A 14,636-nucleotide genomic window follows, 5' to 3' on the forward strand; every position below is an offset into this window, starting at 1 on the left:
GCTTCCTCAGCCGAGCATTTCGTGCCAATCGGTCCTCCATCGTTGTTGGTTGCTGGATCGCCAATGGAACCCTCCGGCTCCGCATGCCGGAGGGTTCTCTGTTTCTGGGAGATGACTTCCGAACATTCATTGTGAGCAACTGTGTGATCAACCTGTGATCAGTGTGTGATCAATATGTGAGCAACTGCTTTGGATCTCATGAAGCGCTGAGCTGACGAGCCCACTGAATGGCGCGCAGCATGCCAGCCGCTTTGTTCACGGTCTCCTGATACTCGGCTGCAGGCACGGAGTCCGCCACCACACCAGCACCTGCCTGCACGTAGGCTTTGCCGTCTTTCACCACACAGGTGCGCAGCGCGATGCAGGAGTCGAGGTTGCCATCAAAGCCGAAGTAGCCCACCGCACCGGCGTAGGCACAGCGCTTGCTCTTCTCACACTCATTGATGATCTCCATGGCGCGCACTTTGGGAGAGCCGCTCACGGTTCCGGCAGGGAAGGTGGCGCGCATCACATCGTAGGCGCTTTTGTCTTCACGCAGGTGGCCGTCCACATTGGAGACGATGTGCATCACATGCGAGTAGCGTTCGATGATCATCAGGTCGCTGACGCGCACACTGCCGTAGTCGGCCACACGTCCGACGTCATTGCGCGCCAGATCCACGAGCATGATGTGCTCGGCGCGTTCTTTGGGGTCATTGAGCAGTTCCTGAGCCAGGGCCTCGTCCTCTGCGGGAGTTTTGCCCCTCCAGCGCGTGCCGGCGATGGGACGGATGTCGATGCGCCCATTGAGGCATTTCACATGCACTTCCGGCGAGCTGCCCACCAGCGCAAAGCCCTGGGGGAAGTCCATGCAGAACATGTAGGGGCTGGGGTTCACGTGACGCAGGGCACGGAAGAGATCCAGTGTACTGCCGGTGTATTCCGTCTCGAAGCGCTGGGAGGGCACGCCCTGGAAGATGTCTCCAGCACCGATGTACTCCTTCATCTTCATCACCATGCCCTCGTATTCTTCGCGGGTGGTGTTGCTCACTGGAGGCGGCAGCTGGTCGTTGCTGATGGGGGCAAAGGTCTGCAGCGGTTTGGCAGCCAGGGGCTTCTCCAGCTTGGTGATGACGTCCGCAATCTGCTGCCGCGCCCAGTCGTAGGCAGCTTCCAGGGTGGCGTGCTCGTCAGTGTGGACATTGGCCACGATGGAGAGCCGGCGCGTGCGGTGGTCAAACACCAGCACCGTGTCCGTAACCATGAAGACCATGTCCGGCAGGCCCAGTTCGTCCTTTTTGGCGGGCGGAAGCGTGGGCTCAAAGAAGCGCACCATGTCATAGGCAAGGTAACCCACAGCGCCGCCATGAAAAACCGGCAGCGGCTGCGCCTCCAACGGTGTGAAGGGCTTCATCAGTTCCTGCAGCTCCGTCAGCGGATCTCCTGCGGTGGTGAAGCTGCGCTTCTTGCCGCGCTCCTCGATTTCGATCTCCCGACCGCGAGCGGTGAAGATGATGCGCGGCGAGCTGCCCAGCAGTGAGTAGCGTCCGGAGTGCTGTGTGAGTTCTGCGGATTCCAGCAGGAAGGCGCAGCGGCCATCGTGGATCTTCTGGAAAGCGGAGAGCGGTGTCTCGTAGTCAGCGGCCAGCTCTGCCATCACCGGCACGAGATTGCCCTGCTTTGCGAGCGTTGTGAAAGTGGCGAAATCGGGCTGAAGATGGAGCTGGGGCATGCGGGCGGTAAAACGAGCCTGCATTCTGGACGCGGATTTGCCTCGTGGCAATGGCGCTTCAAAGCGCCCCGCGCATCGCCGTCAGCAGCTCGCCGTAGTCGTCAAAGGCCCGGAACTGCGGGAACTGCGCCTGAATGCTGGCCGGTGCGTGGAAGAAGAAACCCACATCTGCCTCGCCGAGCATGGTGGTGTCATTGAAGGAATCTCCGGCGGCGATGACACGGTAGTTCAGCGCCTTGAAGGAGGCCACGGCTTTCTGCTTCTGATTCGACTGGCGCAGTTTGTAGTCAACGATGCGACCGTCTGGGGCGACTTCCAGCTGGTGGCAGAAGATCGTGGGCCAACCGAGCTGGCGCATCAGCGGCTGGGCAAATTCGGCAAAGGTGTCGCTCAGGATGATCACCTGTGTGGTGGCGCGGAGCTCGTCGAGGAAGGCTTTGGCCCCCTCCAGCGGAGCCAGCGTGCCGATGACCTGCTGGATGTCCGGCAGCTTCAGGCCATGTTCGTCCAGGATCTTGAGACGGCCCTTCATAAGCACGTCATAGTCGGGCTCCTCGCGCGTGGTGCGGCGCAGTTCGGGAATGCCGGTTTTCTCGGCAAAGGCGATCCAGATTTCAGGGACGAGAACGCCTTCAAGGTCGAGGGTGACGATGGTCTGCTGCTTCATACTAGGGTAGCCGCATGTCATGCACGGGGCACCGATGCAGTAAAGCGGGGATCTTCAAAAAAGGCGCACTGAGAGGCAAACCATGCGGAGATGCGCGGCGCGGCATGGCGTTTGTTACAGCATGAAAATAGCCAATGAAGTGCAGCGCAACGTAGCCGACCTGGTCGCCAAACGCCGAAATGCCGTGCTGGCCACCTCGGACTCAGAAGGGCACCCCCATTCCGCCTGGATGACCACGCAGGTGACCACCGACTTGGAGGAGATCATCTCCATCACCGCCCCCACCTCCCAAAAGGCAGCCATCCTGCGCGCCAATCCGCAGGCTGAGTGGATGTTTGCCTCTCCCTCCATGGAGACGATCGTGTACCTTTCCGGTCACACACGCCTGCTCGAAGGGGACGTGGCCAAGCGCTACTGGGACCAGATGCCGGGCAAGTCCAAGGCCTACTACCGCAAATACTGCGAGACGGAGGACTATCACAAATTTTCCGTCATCCGCACGGAGGTGGACAAGGTGGTGCTCTGCAAACCTTACGCCTACACCAAGACGATTCTCTGGGACAAGGCCACGCCAGCAGATACAGCTTAGCCTGCGTTAAACAGAGGCAGGCCTTGGCACCTCGATGGCCTCGCATTTCTCCCGCCAGCCGGGGAAGTTCCAGACATTGGGAAACCCCTCGCATTGTTCCGGCTTCACCGGCTGGATGCGGCAGACATTCACGCCTTCCAGGAAAAGGCATTCGCCATTGGGCTTGTCGATAATGCTCAGACCAGTGCGGTTGGCGTTGAGCCGGGTGCATTGCTCAATGAACGCATCTCGTGGCATTTTCAGAAACTCGGCGATGCGGGTGATCTCTTCGTCCGTGACGCGCACATCGCCCGGCCATCGGCAGCAGTTGCCGCAGCGCAGGCAGGCATACCAGGGGGCGGAGGTGTCAAGTGGAGAGGATGAGGGCATGAAAAGTATTCTGTTCGCGCAATGCTGCGCAGAAGGGCATAATTCATGCGATGAACGGGTACATGCAACGAAGGTTTGAACATCGCCGCGCCAGACTGCGGCGCGAGTGGCTGCTGCGATGAAACTGCACCTGCTGCCTCCCATCACCCTGCTGCCCGCTCCTCATGACAAAGCGGACGACGAGCAGATCATCGAAGACTGGGCCCGCGGACTCGACTGGGTCAAATGGCTGCTGGGCAGCGTGCGCGCCCGTGTGGAGGTGCTGCTCGTGGAGGAGCCGGCGGAGTGGGATGACTTTGCCCAAAATCTCCTGCGCGAGGCCATTGGCCCTGCGCTCAAAACCGCCTGGCACTGCGCGCGTGGCAATGATCTCGAAGGGCTCATCGGCGCGGCGGCGCAGCTCTCCACCCAGCTTCCGCCGGAGGCGCGTCAGCGCAGCCTGCAGGCCGGGGCGGTGCTACTGAAATCCACCAAGCATGCGCGCTATCAGGGCGTGCTGGGTCGGCTTCGGGAGGCGGTGGATCAGGGCAGATGTGATAGCCACATCACGACCGTCTGGGCTGCGGTGGGGCATTTTTTTCAGCTCAGTCTCACCAATGTCATCGCCGAATATCTGCGCCTGGAGTGGGACATGGCTGCGCGGGACACCACGGCTCAGCTGCCCTACGCTGGCAAATCCAGCATCGCCGGGCTTACCAGCCTCGTCATGCATGACCCCAGCGCAGCGGCTTCTCTGCGGGTGGTGGATGCATGACAGGCACGAGTTGCGGATTAGAACTTCACGGTCACGCCCAGATTCGCACCAAACCCGGGCTCATTGGAACCTGAGCCATGATAGCGATAGGTTTCGTTCAGCAGGTTGTCGAGTGCCGCGGTCAGGATGAGGTTGTCATTCACAGCATAGCCACCGCGCAGTGTCAGCACGCAGAAGGAAGAGGTGCCGTTCGGCGGGATTCTCTGCGTGTCGAGCTGGTCGGAGGTGTTCATGCGTCCGGCCTCGCCATAGGTCAGGCAGACAAACTCAGACCAGAAACGATTATCAGTGGTCTGCCAGCGCACGCCTGCATAGCCGACGAGCGGAGAAATTTTTCCCAGCGGCTCGCGGCGCTTTTGCGTGGTCGTACCGAGAAACTGATCAGCCTCACCCTCCACCCAGGCCACATGGCCGAAGACGCTCCAGTGCTTGTCGATCTGCCAGCGGGTGGAAAACTCAATGCCCTGCATGTAGCCGTTGCCACCGTTGGCCTTGGTATCCTGAAGTGGCACGCTGGTGGAGCGGCGGATGATCAGGTTGTCCAGCTTGGTGTAAAAGTAGGCCATGGTGGCAGTCAGGCTTTCCGTGTGCGCCTTCAGGCCGATCTCATAGGTCAGGTATTTTTCTGGAGAGAGGTCCGTGGCCGGAGTCTCTTTGCGGCCGGAGAGCGCCACGTCAAAGCGGGAGAGGTCGGAAAGATTCGGTGCGCGGAAGGCCTGCGACACACCACCATAGAGCGAGTAACGGTCCTGCTCATCCAGATCGACGACAAAGCGCACGCTGCCGGAAAAGTTGTTCCAGCTGTTGGAGAAGGACTGCTGCGCCAGAGTGAAGGGATTCTGAAAGCTGCCGAGCCTTGCAGTGGCATGGGTGAAACGCTCGCCGATGAAGATGTGCACACGATCTCCGATCTCGATGGCGTCCTGAATGTGGGCGCCGAGCAGGCTGTAAGTGGAGTTATCCGCCACGGCTCCCTGGTAGGGATTGTCCGAGGCGTGGGACTGCACAAAGTCCTCATAGAAGTCCACGCCATAGACGAGGGTGCCAATGGGAGAGTCGCTGGTGAACTCCAGATCGGCACCCAGGGTGTTGAGGTCCACATTGTTGTAGGAGCGGGTGCCGCCTCCAGTAACGCGGTACTGGGTTTCTCCTGCCGTCTGCAAAGAAATGGTAAGGCTGGCGTTGTCGATGTAGCTGTTCAGATCCTTTCCGGCCAGACGCACATAGGAAAGGCTGCGCTCCTGATCAAAGAGACGTACGCGATCCGTCCCTACGGTGGTGCCTTCAAACGAGACGCCGTAGATGGTGGAATGGGTGCGCCACACGTCGTTCTGGCGCACCTGCTGATGCACAGCGGTGAATGTCCAGGCATCATCCAGCGCTACGTCCAGCCTCACATCAAAGGCCCACTGATCGTACCCAGTGTGCTGCTGACGCCGCCCGCTGCCGTCCGTCACATTGCCAAACTGGCTCAGCGTCACTCCGGCATGCAGTCCCCATTTCTGTCCTTCGCCGATGCTGGTTTCCAGGTGCTCCACATTGCTGTGCTCCGCTGTGGAGTAGCGGTAATCAGCACGACCGTGAGAGAAGAAGCCACCTTCAGCTTCACTCAGATAGCCCGATCCTTTGGTGAAAGCGTTCACTGTGCCGCCGATGGCGTCGCTTCCGTAGAGGACAGATCCTTGGGAGGGCAGTACCTCCACCTTGTCGAGCCCGTACTGGTCGATCGTGTTCCAATACTGGTTGGGGCCGTCACGAAAGGTGGAGTTGTTGAAGCGAATGCCGTCCACCATCATCAGGTTTCGGAAGCCGGTGAAGCCACGAATGAAGGGAGAGCCCTGACCGTTGGAGGTCTTCTGAATGGCCACGCCGGCTGTTTCTCTCAGAGCCTCAGGGAAGGTACGTGTCAGTCGTTCTTCCATCTGCTTTTTGCCTAGGGTCTTTACGGCGGCCGGCACCTGGGTTAGCGGTGTGGCACTGCGTGTGGCGGTGATCACCACTTCAGGCATGTCAGCGGTCTGGCTGGCTTTTTTCTTCTTATTTTCTTCTGTTTCAGCGGCAAAGTTGACGGCAGTCAACGCGAGCAAGAGTGGCAGTGAGAATCGATGCATGGTTTTGATAGGCGAAATGCCAATCAAGCATCGGGGCGTCCTAAGTCACTCAAGTGGATGCCAAGAAAGAGGGAAATGGACAAAAATAGTCCATAAGTTGCACATGAAGAGGCGGTTTTGAGCCTGTTTTGTCATCAATTTGCACAGGTAGACAGCATTCTTGTGAGGAATGCCGTGCTGCCTGTTTGCTGACTGTCCCTGTGGCTTATTTGCCGAGCAGCCCTTTCAGACCACCAGTGTTGAGTTGAGATCCTCCGCCTTGGAGCAGATTTTTGAGGGAACCGCTGGCACTGGCTTTGGCCGCTTCGGTGCTGATTTTGTTCAGCACCAAGGAGGTCAGTTCTGCTGCGGAGATGCCCGAGGCGCCTTCGCCTAGATTGGTCAGTTTGATGTCCGGCAGGGTGGCCTTGGCATCAGCTCCTGGCACCACACCGGCCACACTGGCGCTCAGCTTGGCACCGGTGATGAGGAGTTCATTGACCTGGAGTTTGACGGACTTCTGCGGTTTGCCGTCTTCGGCGGGTGCAGCCTTGCTTTCACCACCCGTGCCTGCCGCCTTGGAGGTCTGCTGCGAGACGAAGTTTTTCGCGTTGTCGGAGATGTGCTTCAGATTGGTGCCGTGCAGCCCGGCTTCTAGATTGATCTCGGGGTTGGTGATGTAGATGTGCTTGATGACAATCTTGTCCTTGCTGACGCTGTTGGTGTCCAGCGCCACCTCCGCACGGGCGATGCGCACGGCATACGGGCCGGTGAATCCTTTGGGATTGCCGATCTGGAAGCCTTCAATGGCACCCGTGCCGGAGAAGGGGGAGAGATTCACTTGATCCACCGTCACCGCTGTCTGCACCACCGGCGGGGTGCCCTGCTCAATGCCAAATTTAACGATGTTACCGAGCTGCGACCAGCCGAACCACAAACCTGCTGCAATCAAAACAACGAGAACAATGACGATGCGGATGATCCATTTCATAGACCGCCATTGTTTCCGGCGCGGGCGCTCTGTAAAGCCTCAAAGAGCAAAGTGCAGAGGTTATGGCAGGTCTAAGGCGAAGGCACCATGCCTCCGCCTTGAGATCTACAAGGCTCAGCCTTCAGTGAACTGGCCCAGAGAGCGGAACTTCTGGTAACGCTTCTCCAGAAGCTCTGAGGTCGGGAGGCTGCTGAGCTCCTTGATCGTGGCCAGCACGGCGTCTTTCAGAGAGCCGGCGGCGGCGGCATGGTCATTGTGCGCACCACCGAGGGGCTCTGGGACGATGCCGTCGATGATGCCCAGCTTGGAGAGATCCTGCGCGCTCAGCTTGAGAGCCGAGGCGGCCTCCGGGGCGTGCTCGCGGTGCTTCCAGAGAATGGCGGCGCAGCCTTCGGGACTGATGACGGAGTAGTAGGCGTTCTCCATCATGAGCACTTTGTCGGCGATGCCAATGCCCAAGGCACCACCGCTGCCGCCTTCGCCGATGACGACGGCGATGACCGGCGTGCGAAGGGTCATCATTTCGCGCAGGTTGAAGGCGATGGCCTCGGCGATGTTGCGCTCCTCAGCTCCGATGCCGGGGAAGGCTCCGGGGGTGTCGATCAGGGCCACGATGGGCAGGCTGAATTTTTCCGCCATGCGCATGAGGCGCAGAGCCTTGCGATAGCCTTCAGGATGGGCGCTGCCAAAGTTGCGCAGCAGGTTCTCTTTGGTGTCACGTCCTTTCTGGTGGCCCAGTATGGCCACGCGCTGACCACCGATGGTGGCAAAGCCGGCAGGCATGGCGTTGTCGTCGCCGATGTGGCGGTCGCCGTGCAGTTCCACGAACTCGTCGCAGATGTGCTTCACGTAGTCGAGCATGAAGGGGCGGGCGATGTGGCGGGAGATCTGCACACGCTGCCAGGGGGAGAGATTTGCGTGGATGTCGCGCTGCAGGGCGTCGGCCTTGGCTTCGAGGTCGGCCACCTGCTGGGCCAGCTTGTCGCTGGGCTTGGCGGCCAGCTTCTTTTTGGCCTCCTCGATTTCTTCGCGGATTTTGACGATGGGCTTTTCGAATTCCAAAACTTGTTTCATGACGGTCGGATAGGGAAAGGGGTGGGAGGGATGGCGGGCTACCTCACGAGGCTCAACTTTGACCCTTTGCGCACGAGCGCAAAGAGTTCTTCGATGTCTTCGCGGGAGAGGAAGATGCCAGTTTCGGCGGAAGGTGAGGGGGCCGGAACGGGCATGGCGGCCGGTGAAGCGGTGCTGTGGGAGCCTGATTTTTTACCTTTGGCCGCAGGGGCGACAGGCTGGGGTTCCTCCACCGGCATGGCTTTTGCCACCGGAGGCGTGCGGATGCTCACGCCCGCCTTGGTGCCTGCGATCCACTTCTCAGACTCGGCGTAATTGGCATCGGTGGAGTTCACCTGCTTGCCGTCATAGACCGAGTTCTTGGCCAGGATGGACATCTCCACCGGCAGGCGGGTGCCGGGCGGCAGGCGGATGTCCTTGGCTTCGTAGACTTTGAAGAGGTATTCCTTGTCCCCGACTTTGCGCAGCAGCATCACCTGCTTCTTGGCCACACTGACACCAAGATGAAAATCCATCGGGATGATCGTCAGATGGTCGCCGGGCTGGAGGTTGAAGCTCATCAGGCCGCTGGCGCGGATGATGGAGTCGATGGTGGTGCTCTGCTTAGTGGCGATGAGGTTTAGCGAATCCCCCGGCTGCACAATGTAGTCCTTCTTGCCGGAACTGGAGTTCGCCGAGAAGAGCTGGTCCATGTTGATCTCTCCGATGATGCGCATGGCCTCTGTGCAGGTCTTGGAGTCGGGGAACTGCTGACGCAGCTTGTAGAGGGCATCGCGGCCTTCGTCGATCTTGCCATCCTTGATCAGCTCCACGGCGGCCTCAAAGCGGCGCACGCCTGGGTCGATGCGCGGGCGGTCCTTGGCCTTCATGGAGGCGATGTCATGCTCCACCTGGCTCTCCTTGAGCAGGATGTTCATGTAAACCCAGTACCCCATGGCCAGCGTGCCAGCCACCAGGCCCACGGTGATGAGGAAAATCAGCAGTTTGATCTGGGTCTTGGCCATTGCGGGAACCAACAAACTTCACCTTAGCCCAGCAGGCCGCGGCGTTTGAAATCGAAGAGGTTGATGTTCTGGGACTTCTCGATCATCTCCACGGTAAACTTGAGGAGGCAGATCTCCCAGGTGTCGTCCACACCTTGGATGACGGCGCGCATCGGGTTGCCGGAGGCGCGGATGTTGTCCAGCAGCTTGCCGGTGACTTCGTCCATGGATTCATGGATGACCTGCTCGCTGATGTCACCTTTGCGGAATTTGAAGCCGTATTTGAGGATGGCCAGCTTGTGCAGGTTTTCCCGGAGAAACTCGCCAAAGCCAGCCACCTCGGGGCCGAAGCCTTCAAAGTCAAACTGGCCGGGCATTTCCGGGCGCAGGATCAGCGGTTTTTCAGCCTCGATCCGGCCTTCGCGCACACGCACGGCTCCCACGGTGTCCATGAGCTCCGTCACGATCTGGAACTCAAAATGGGTGCTGCCAAAGGTGTCGATGCGGCGGTCCGGCTCGTGAAGCACGTGAGTGTTCTCCAGAGCGTATTGAATATCGAACTCGGTGGGCATGTCTTGGGGGATCGATCAGATTAATGCGCTTGGACGTCGGGGCCAGCACTTTCTTGGTGTCCCGGAGACTCCGGGTGCCGGTTTCAGACATTGAAAATCAGCGTGCCGACCACCCCAGGAATACTATTGAGTCCCTGCCAGCCGCCCAGACCGGCGTCTGCCGGGGCTGCCAGGCCGTCTGCGGTAAAAATCACCCCCACGCTCTGTGGAGAGTCCGCCAGGCCGGTGCCGCGTGCTTTGAGTGTGGCTTCTTTGACCGTCCAGGCGGTGGTGAAGGCGCGGCGGCGGACCTCGCCAGCAGGCAGACGCAGCCACTGCTGCAGCTCCTGTTCGGTAAACACGTGCTCCAGCAGATTCCACGCGGGCTCTTCCGCGATCACGCGTTCGATGTCCACGCCGATGCTGCTTGCCGGGCCGGTGACAATGCAGACATGAGGCGGCGCATAGGAAAAGCTGAAGCTGAGGCCTGCTGCCTCCGCTTGCGGGCAGCGTGGCTTTCCGCTTTCGGTGAAGAGCAGCTCCAGCTCCGAGGCAGGCGCTCCCAGATGGCCTGCCAGCATCTCCAGGAGTGTGCGGTGCACGTGTGGACGCAGCTCGGGGCGCGGCGCATCTTGCGTCAGCAGCAGGCACTGCATGCCGTCAGGCATTGAGGCATCAAGCTGCAAAGTCTGCACTTGCGGGGCGGGATTCATATCGCGGCATCAATACGCTGGGCTGGTGAGCCATGCCAGCGTGTGTAAGGCGGCAGGGTCTCGCCTTTCATCAGCAGCGAGTGGCCGTCCAGGCGCGAGCCGGGTTTCATCTCGGCATCATAGAGCACCACCGCCAGCGGGCCCACGGAGCAGTTGTCTCCGATGGTGACGGTGGACATCTTCATGACGCGGTCTTCAAACAGATGCGTCTGCGGGTCGGCCTGATGCCCCAGACAGACATCGTCCCCCAGATGCACGAGATCAAATTCCGTGAGGTAGGGCGTCTCCAGGCAGCAGCGCCTGCCGATGCGCGCCCCCAGCAGGCGGAAGTACCACGGCAGAAACGGCGTGCCGATGAGCAGGCCTCCCAGCGCTGGCATGGCCAGGTGCTCGTGCACCGCTGCCATGAGCTCCGTGCGCCAGACGAAGTGGCTCCAGAGCGGATGCTCTGCGGGCCGGTAACGGCCGATGACGAGCCATTTTAAAACGATGGTGCAGCCCATGCAGAAGAGGCCAAACATGAAGAGAAACACCGGGAAAAGCAGGATGGTGCCCCAGAATTCCAGGTGATGGTAGTATAGCTGGTCGGAGAGCAGCAGGAACATGATAAAAGCGCCGATGATGGAGACGCTGGTGGGCAGCACCACGCGGATGAGCTCGATGGTGGCGCGCAGCAGGCGCAGCTTCATTGTGGGCTTGTAAGTGCGCTCCTGGCCAAAGGAGGTGTTCTTCTCCCGGTGTGGCAGCGCAAAGGAGGGAATGCCCAGCCAGGAGCTGTCCTGCTGCAGTGCATCGGCGGGGTTTTGCGGCGGCATGGACAGCACGCCCACGAGCGAATCCGAGGCCAGCGTGGTGCCGCCGGGCACGACGGCGCTGTTTCCCAGAAAGCTGTTTTTTCCCACCGTCACCATCTGCAGGCGCACCCAGCCTTCACGGATCTCTGAGGCACCGAGACAGACGGCGTCCGCCACAAAGACGCCTTCGGAGAGATCCAGCAGGTCCGGATTGAAATTCTCCGCCGTGGAGACCTCCACGTTTTTTCCCAGTTTCGCGCCCAGCATGCGCAGCCACGGTGGCAGGTAGATGCTGGCATAGAGCGGGAAAAGCAGCTCCAGGCTCATGTTCAACAGGCAGCCGATGAACCACTGCCGCACATACCACAGGCTGTGCAGCGGGTAGATGCCGGGCTGCACACGCCCGAGCAGGATCTTCTTGGCCAGCGCGATGATGAGGCACAGCACCACCACATAGGATGCTCCTGCGAACGGTGCGGCCATGACGATCTTCCAGAAGCCGGACTCGTAGGAGAAGATGTGCTGCAGCGAGTCGCCATGCAGGTTCACGCCCTCCTCGATCCAGCCGATAAAAAAGGCGCCCGGCAGCAGCGCCACGGTGGGGATGACAGAGATAAACATCAGGCCCGCCATGTAGGCCAGCGTCATGATGCCCAGGCTGTTTCGCCGCTCCGCTTGTTTCGGGTGCCAGCGCTCCGGCCTGCTGGAGGCGCGTGCGGGTGCGCCGTGCCAGTATTCGCCTGCGGGAATGACGCCGCCGGGCGGCAGCATGGAGCCGTGATCCAAAGATGAGTCCGGTTCCATACGGGCATCACGATTCACGAGCGCCTTGGACCCGATGAAGCAGTCTGCACCGATCGTGATGGGGCCGATGATGAGCCAGCCTTTTTCCAAAGTGTAGCCATTGAGCACGGCATCATGCCCGATGCTGGTGCGGTCCCCGATGCTGACCACATCAAAGGCCGCAAGACTGGCTGTGCCAAGATGCACCTGCCTGCCGATCTTTGCGCCCATGAGGCGGAAGTAGAGATTGATCATCGGCGTGGACTTGAAGTGTCCCAGGCTGAAGATGGAGTGCACACGCTGCACCAGCCAGAAGCGGAAGTAATACCATCCCCAGAGCGGGTAGCGCCCGGGGCGGATGCGGCCGATGATGAGCCACTTGGCGGCAATGCAGATGACGGCCTGAACGACCTGCAGATTGAACAGCAGAGAGACGGCCACGATGATGGCCACAAAGAGCTGGTACTGCATGTCCTGCGCCACCATCTCGTCCCACACAAAGAAGCTGGCCAGCCACACCGGAGAGGCCAGGGCAAAGAGCGGGTAAAGCGCGAGGAACTGCAGCATGCCACAGCAGAAATGACGCACCAACAGCGCAGGGCCTGGAGGGGTGCCGGGGGCTGCGGGCACGTGGGCTGCTTCATCGCTGTGCTCTGCGGTGGCTGCGGGATGTGTGGCTCGCCAGGCGGCTTCCAGTTCATCCAGCTTTTGCGCAAAGGCCGCGAGCGTGCGCTGGCGGTACACATCCATCACCGAGACATTGGCCCAGCGCGACTGCGTGCGCAGCTCTGAGACAATGCGCGTGGCCAGCAGCGAGTGGCCGCCGAGATCAAAGAAGTCATCCGTGAGCCTTGGCGTGGTGCCGGGAAAGCAGGCCTGCCATTGCAGGTACACAGTCTGCTGCGCTGGTGTGAACTCGGCCGGTGGTGCTGACGAAGCGGTGCGCAGCGGCAGCGAGATGTCTGGCAGCGCCTTGCGGTTGATCTTGCCGCTGGGCAGCGTGGGCAGTTGCTCGAGCACGGTGAAGACCGCCGGCATCATGTAAGGAGGCAGGCGCTCACCGATGATGTGGCGTGCTGCTTTTTCATCCCACACGGCGGAGTGTTTCAGCGTCACATAAGCCGCCAGAAATTCGGTGCCGCCAGCATCCTGCTTCACTGCCACGGCAGCTGCGGCCACGCCGGTGCAGCTCATGATGACGCTCTCGATTTCTCCCAGCTCGATGCGGAATCCGCGCAGCTTTACCTGATCATCGATACGGCCAAGGAATTCGAGCGCATCGTGTGCATCCAGACGTACCAGATCTCCGGTGCGGTACCAGCGCGCACCTTCCGCCCACGGCGGAGAGATGAATTTCTCCTGGTTCAGTTCGGGGCGGTTGAGGTAGCCCGGAGTCAGGCATGGGCCACCGATGAGAAGCTCGCCCGGTTTGCCAGATGGCAGCCTCTGTATCTGGTCATCCACCACGCATGTGTGGTAGCCGGGCAGGGGCTTGCCGATCTTCACAGGCTCGTCGGCATGAAGGTCATGCCAGGTGGCCACCACGGTGGCCTCGGTGGGGCCGTAGGTGTTCACCATGCGGCGGCCGCCACGCGTCCAGCGCCGCACCAGATCCTGCGGACAGGCCTCGCCGCCCACGATGAGCAGCCGCAGGCAGGGCATGTCGTGCTCCAGCATGGCCAGCAGCGTAGGCACACAGGAGAGCACGGTGATGCCCAGCTGCGAGAGACGTCCCGCCAGCGCGGTGGTGTCCCGCATGAGATCCGCACTGCCGCAGACGAGCGCGGCTCCATTTCCCCAAGCCAGCCAGAGCTCTTCCACCGACGCGTCAAAGGCCAGCGAGAAGCCCTGAAACACGCGGTCCTCGGCAGTCACGGGCAGCACCTGCGCCTCGGCATTCACAAAGTGGCAGGCGCAGGCATGCGGGATGGGCACGCCCTTGGGCTTTCCCGTGGAGCCGGAGGTGTAGATGATGTAGGCCAGATCGTCTGTGGAGACATCGGCTGGCGTGAATGGCTCTGTGGAAAGGGTTTCCCACCCGGCATCCAACACCATGAGGCTGTGGCTTCCTTCATCGAGTGTCGCAGCCAGCTCCGGTAGGGTGATGAGCAGCCTGACCTCCGCATCCGTGCTGATGAACTGCACGCGCTCGGGCGGGTAGGCGGCGTCCATGGGCACATACGCGGCACCGGCTTTCAGGATGCCCAGCAGCGCAGCGTAGGCCTCCAGCGAGCGCGGCAGCCACATGCCCACGCGGTCGCCACGCAGTACGCCCTGCTTTTGCAGGCGGGCCGCGATGCTGTCTGAGAGTGCCTCCAGCTCCGCGTAGCTGATCGTGCGCTCTCCGACGATCACGGCGGGGCGCTGAGGATGCAGAGCTGCTGAATGAGTGTAGTAATCATGCAGCCGGGTGCGCTGCCAGACAGATGCCTGCATACAGAAAGGGGGCGGGTTGGTTGGGACGAGTCGAAGCTGACAGTTTTAAACCGGGTGAATAGTGAAAGTTCTCTCATCTGCGTCATGCTGGCCGCCAGATGAATGGCGGCTTGCAAGCCGGGTGCCTGCGC

12 protein-coding genes are annotated in these 14,636 nt (G+C 60.7%); 2 read left to right on the top strand and 10 right to left on the bottom strand.

The window, feature by feature from the left end; translation table 11 throughout:
- Nucleotides 1–196: 196 nt before the first annotated feature.
- Entirely contained in the window at nucleotides 197–1,711 is a 1,515-nt protein-coding gene (trpE, locus tag HNQ65_RS15555; protein ID WP_184340508.1) for an anthranilate synthase component I, read from the bottom strand.
- 58 nt (nucleotides 1,712–1,769) lie between these two features.
- Entirely contained in the window at nucleotides 1,770–2,378 is a 609-nt protein-coding gene (gene thrH / locus HNQ65_RS15560; RefSeq protein WP_184340510.1) for a bifunctional phosphoserine phosphatase/homoserine phosphotransferase ThrH, read from the bottom strand.
- A gap of 121 nt (nucleotides 2,379–2,499) precedes the next feature.
- Here thrH and HNQ65_RS15565 point away from each other — a divergent pair, with 121 nt between their 5' ends.
- Nucleotides 2,500–2,967, top strand: coding sequence for a pyridoxamine 5'-phosphate oxidase family protein (locus HNQ65_RS15565; RefSeq protein ID WP_184340512.1), 468 nt, complete (start codon nucleotides 2,500–2,502; stop codon nucleotides 2,965–2,967).
- Between the two features lie 6 nt (nucleotides 2,968–2,973).
- Here HNQ65_RS15565 and HNQ65_RS15570 read toward each other — a convergent pair whose 3' ends face one another.
- Complete coding sequence (locus tag HNQ65_RS15570) at nucleotides 2,974–3,336, bottom strand: YkgJ family cysteine cluster protein (RefSeq protein WP_184340514.1); 363 nt, start codon at nucleotides 3,334–3,336, stop codon at nucleotides 2,974–2,976.
- Between the two features lie 118 nt (nucleotides 3,337–3,454).
- Between HNQ65_RS15570 and HNQ65_RS15575 the strand changes: the two genes are divergently transcribed.
- Nucleotides 3,455–4,090, top strand: coding sequence for an urease accessory UreF family protein (locus HNQ65_RS15575; protein ID WP_184340516.1), 636 nt, complete (start codon nucleotides 3,455–3,457; stop codon nucleotides 4,088–4,090).
- Nucleotides 4,091–4,107: 17 nt separating this feature from the next.
- On the opposite strand, the gene HNQ65_RS15580 is transcribed toward HNQ65_RS15575, so the two are convergent.
- The 7 genes from HNQ65_RS15580 to HNQ65_RS15610 form a co-directional block, all read right to left on the bottom strand.
- The gene (locus HNQ65_RS15580) at nucleotides 4,108–6,177 is read right to left on the bottom strand and encodes a TonB-dependent receptor plug domain-containing protein (protein WP_221306181.1); all 2,070 of its coding nucleotides are present in this window, start codon (nucleotides 6,175–6,177) and stop codon (nucleotides 4,108–4,110) included.
- Nucleotides 6,178–6,406: 229 nt separating this feature from the next.
- Nucleotides 6,407–7,171: a hypothetical protein gene (locus HNQ65_RS15585; RefSeq protein WP_184340520.1), complete on the bottom strand. Its 765-nt coding sequence runs from the start codon at nucleotides 7,169–7,171 to the stop codon at nucleotides 6,407–6,409.
- 114 nt (nucleotides 7,172–7,285) lie between these two features.
- Nucleotides 7,286–8,245, bottom strand: a complete 960-nt coding sequence (locus HNQ65_RS15590) for an acetyl-CoA carboxylase carboxyltransferase subunit alpha (protein ID WP_184340522.1) — start codon at nucleotides 8,243–8,245, stop codon at nucleotides 7,286–7,288.
- Nucleotides 8,246–8,283: 38 nt separating this feature from the next.
- Nucleotides 8,284–9,249, bottom strand: a complete 966-nt coding sequence (locus tag HNQ65_RS15595; protein WP_184340524.1) for a LysM peptidoglycan-binding domain-containing protein — start codon at nucleotides 9,247–9,249, stop codon at nucleotides 8,284–8,286.
- 23 nt (nucleotides 9,250–9,272) lie between these two features.
- On the bottom strand, nucleotides 9,273–9,800 hold the full coding sequence (locus tag HNQ65_RS15600; RefSeq protein ID WP_184340526.1) for a hypothetical protein: 528 nt from the start codon (nucleotides 9,798–9,800) through the stop codon (nucleotides 9,273–9,275).
- An 83-nt stretch (nucleotides 9,801–9,883) separates the two neighbouring features.
- Nucleotides 9,884–10,492, bottom strand: a complete 609-nt coding sequence (locus tag HNQ65_RS15605; RefSeq protein ID WP_184340528.1) for a 4'-phosphopantetheinyl transferase family protein — start codon at nucleotides 10,490–10,492, stop codon at nucleotides 9,884–9,886.
- Nucleotides 10,489–14,505, bottom strand: a complete 4,017-nt coding sequence (locus HNQ65_RS15610; protein WP_184340530.1) for a Pls/PosA family non-ribosomal peptide synthetase — start codon at nucleotides 14,503–14,505, stop codon at nucleotides 10,489–10,491. Before HNQ65_RS15610 ends, HNQ65_RS15605 begins: the two co-directional genes overlap by 4 nt.
- Nucleotides 14,506–14,636: the final 131 nt, after the last annotated feature.

Source organism: Prosthecobacter vanneervenii (genome assembly GCF_014203095.1).
GTDB classification, from domain to species: Bacteria; Verrucomicrobiota; Verrucomicrobiia; order Verrucomicrobiales; family Verrucomicrobiaceae; genus Prosthecobacter; species Prosthecobacter vanneervenii.

Excerpts from the sequence above, each read along its gene's own strand:
- trpE (WP_184340508.1), bottom strand. The coding sequence starts at position 1,711 with ATGCCCCAGCTCCATCTTCAGCCCGATTTCGCCACTTTCACAACGCTC.
- thrH (WP_184340510.1), bottom strand. The coding sequence starts at position 2,378 with ATGAAGCAGCAGACCATCGTCACCCTCGACCTTGAAGGCGTTCTCGTC.
- HNQ65_RS15565 (WP_184340512.1), top strand. The coding sequence starts at position 2,500 with ATGAAAATAGCCAATGAAGTGCAGCGCAACGTAGCCGACCTGGTCGCC.
- HNQ65_RS15570 (WP_184340514.1), bottom strand. The coding sequence starts at position 3,336 with ATGCCCTCATCCTCTCCACTTGACACCTCCGCCCCCTGGTATGCCTGC.
- HNQ65_RS15575 (WP_184340516.1), top strand. The coding sequence starts at position 3,455 with ATGAAACTGCACCTGCTGCCTCCCATCACCCTGCTGCCCGCTCCTCAT.
- HNQ65_RS15585 (WP_184340520.1), bottom strand. The coding sequence starts at position 7,171 with ATGAAATGGATCATCCGCATCGTCATTGTTCTCGTTGTTTTGATTGCA.
- HNQ65_RS15590 (WP_184340522.1), bottom strand. The coding sequence starts at position 8,245 with ATGAAACAAGTTTTGGAATTCGAAAAGCCCATCGTCAAAATCCGCGAA.
- HNQ65_RS15595 (WP_184340524.1), bottom strand. The coding sequence starts at position 9,249 with ATGGCCAAGACCCAGATCAAACTGCTGATTTTCCTCATCACCGTGGGC.
- HNQ65_RS15600 (WP_184340526.1), bottom strand. The coding sequence starts at position 9,800 with ATGCCCACCGAGTTCGATATTCAATACGCTCTGGAGAACACTCACGTG.
- HNQ65_RS15605 (WP_184340528.1), bottom strand. The coding sequence starts at position 10,492 with ATGAATCCCGCCCCGCAAGTGCAGACTTTGCAGCTTGATGCCTCAATG.
- HNQ65_RS15610 (WP_184340530.1), bottom strand. The coding sequence starts at position 14,505 with ATGCAGGCATCTGTCTGGCAGCGCACCCGGCTGCATGATTACTACACT.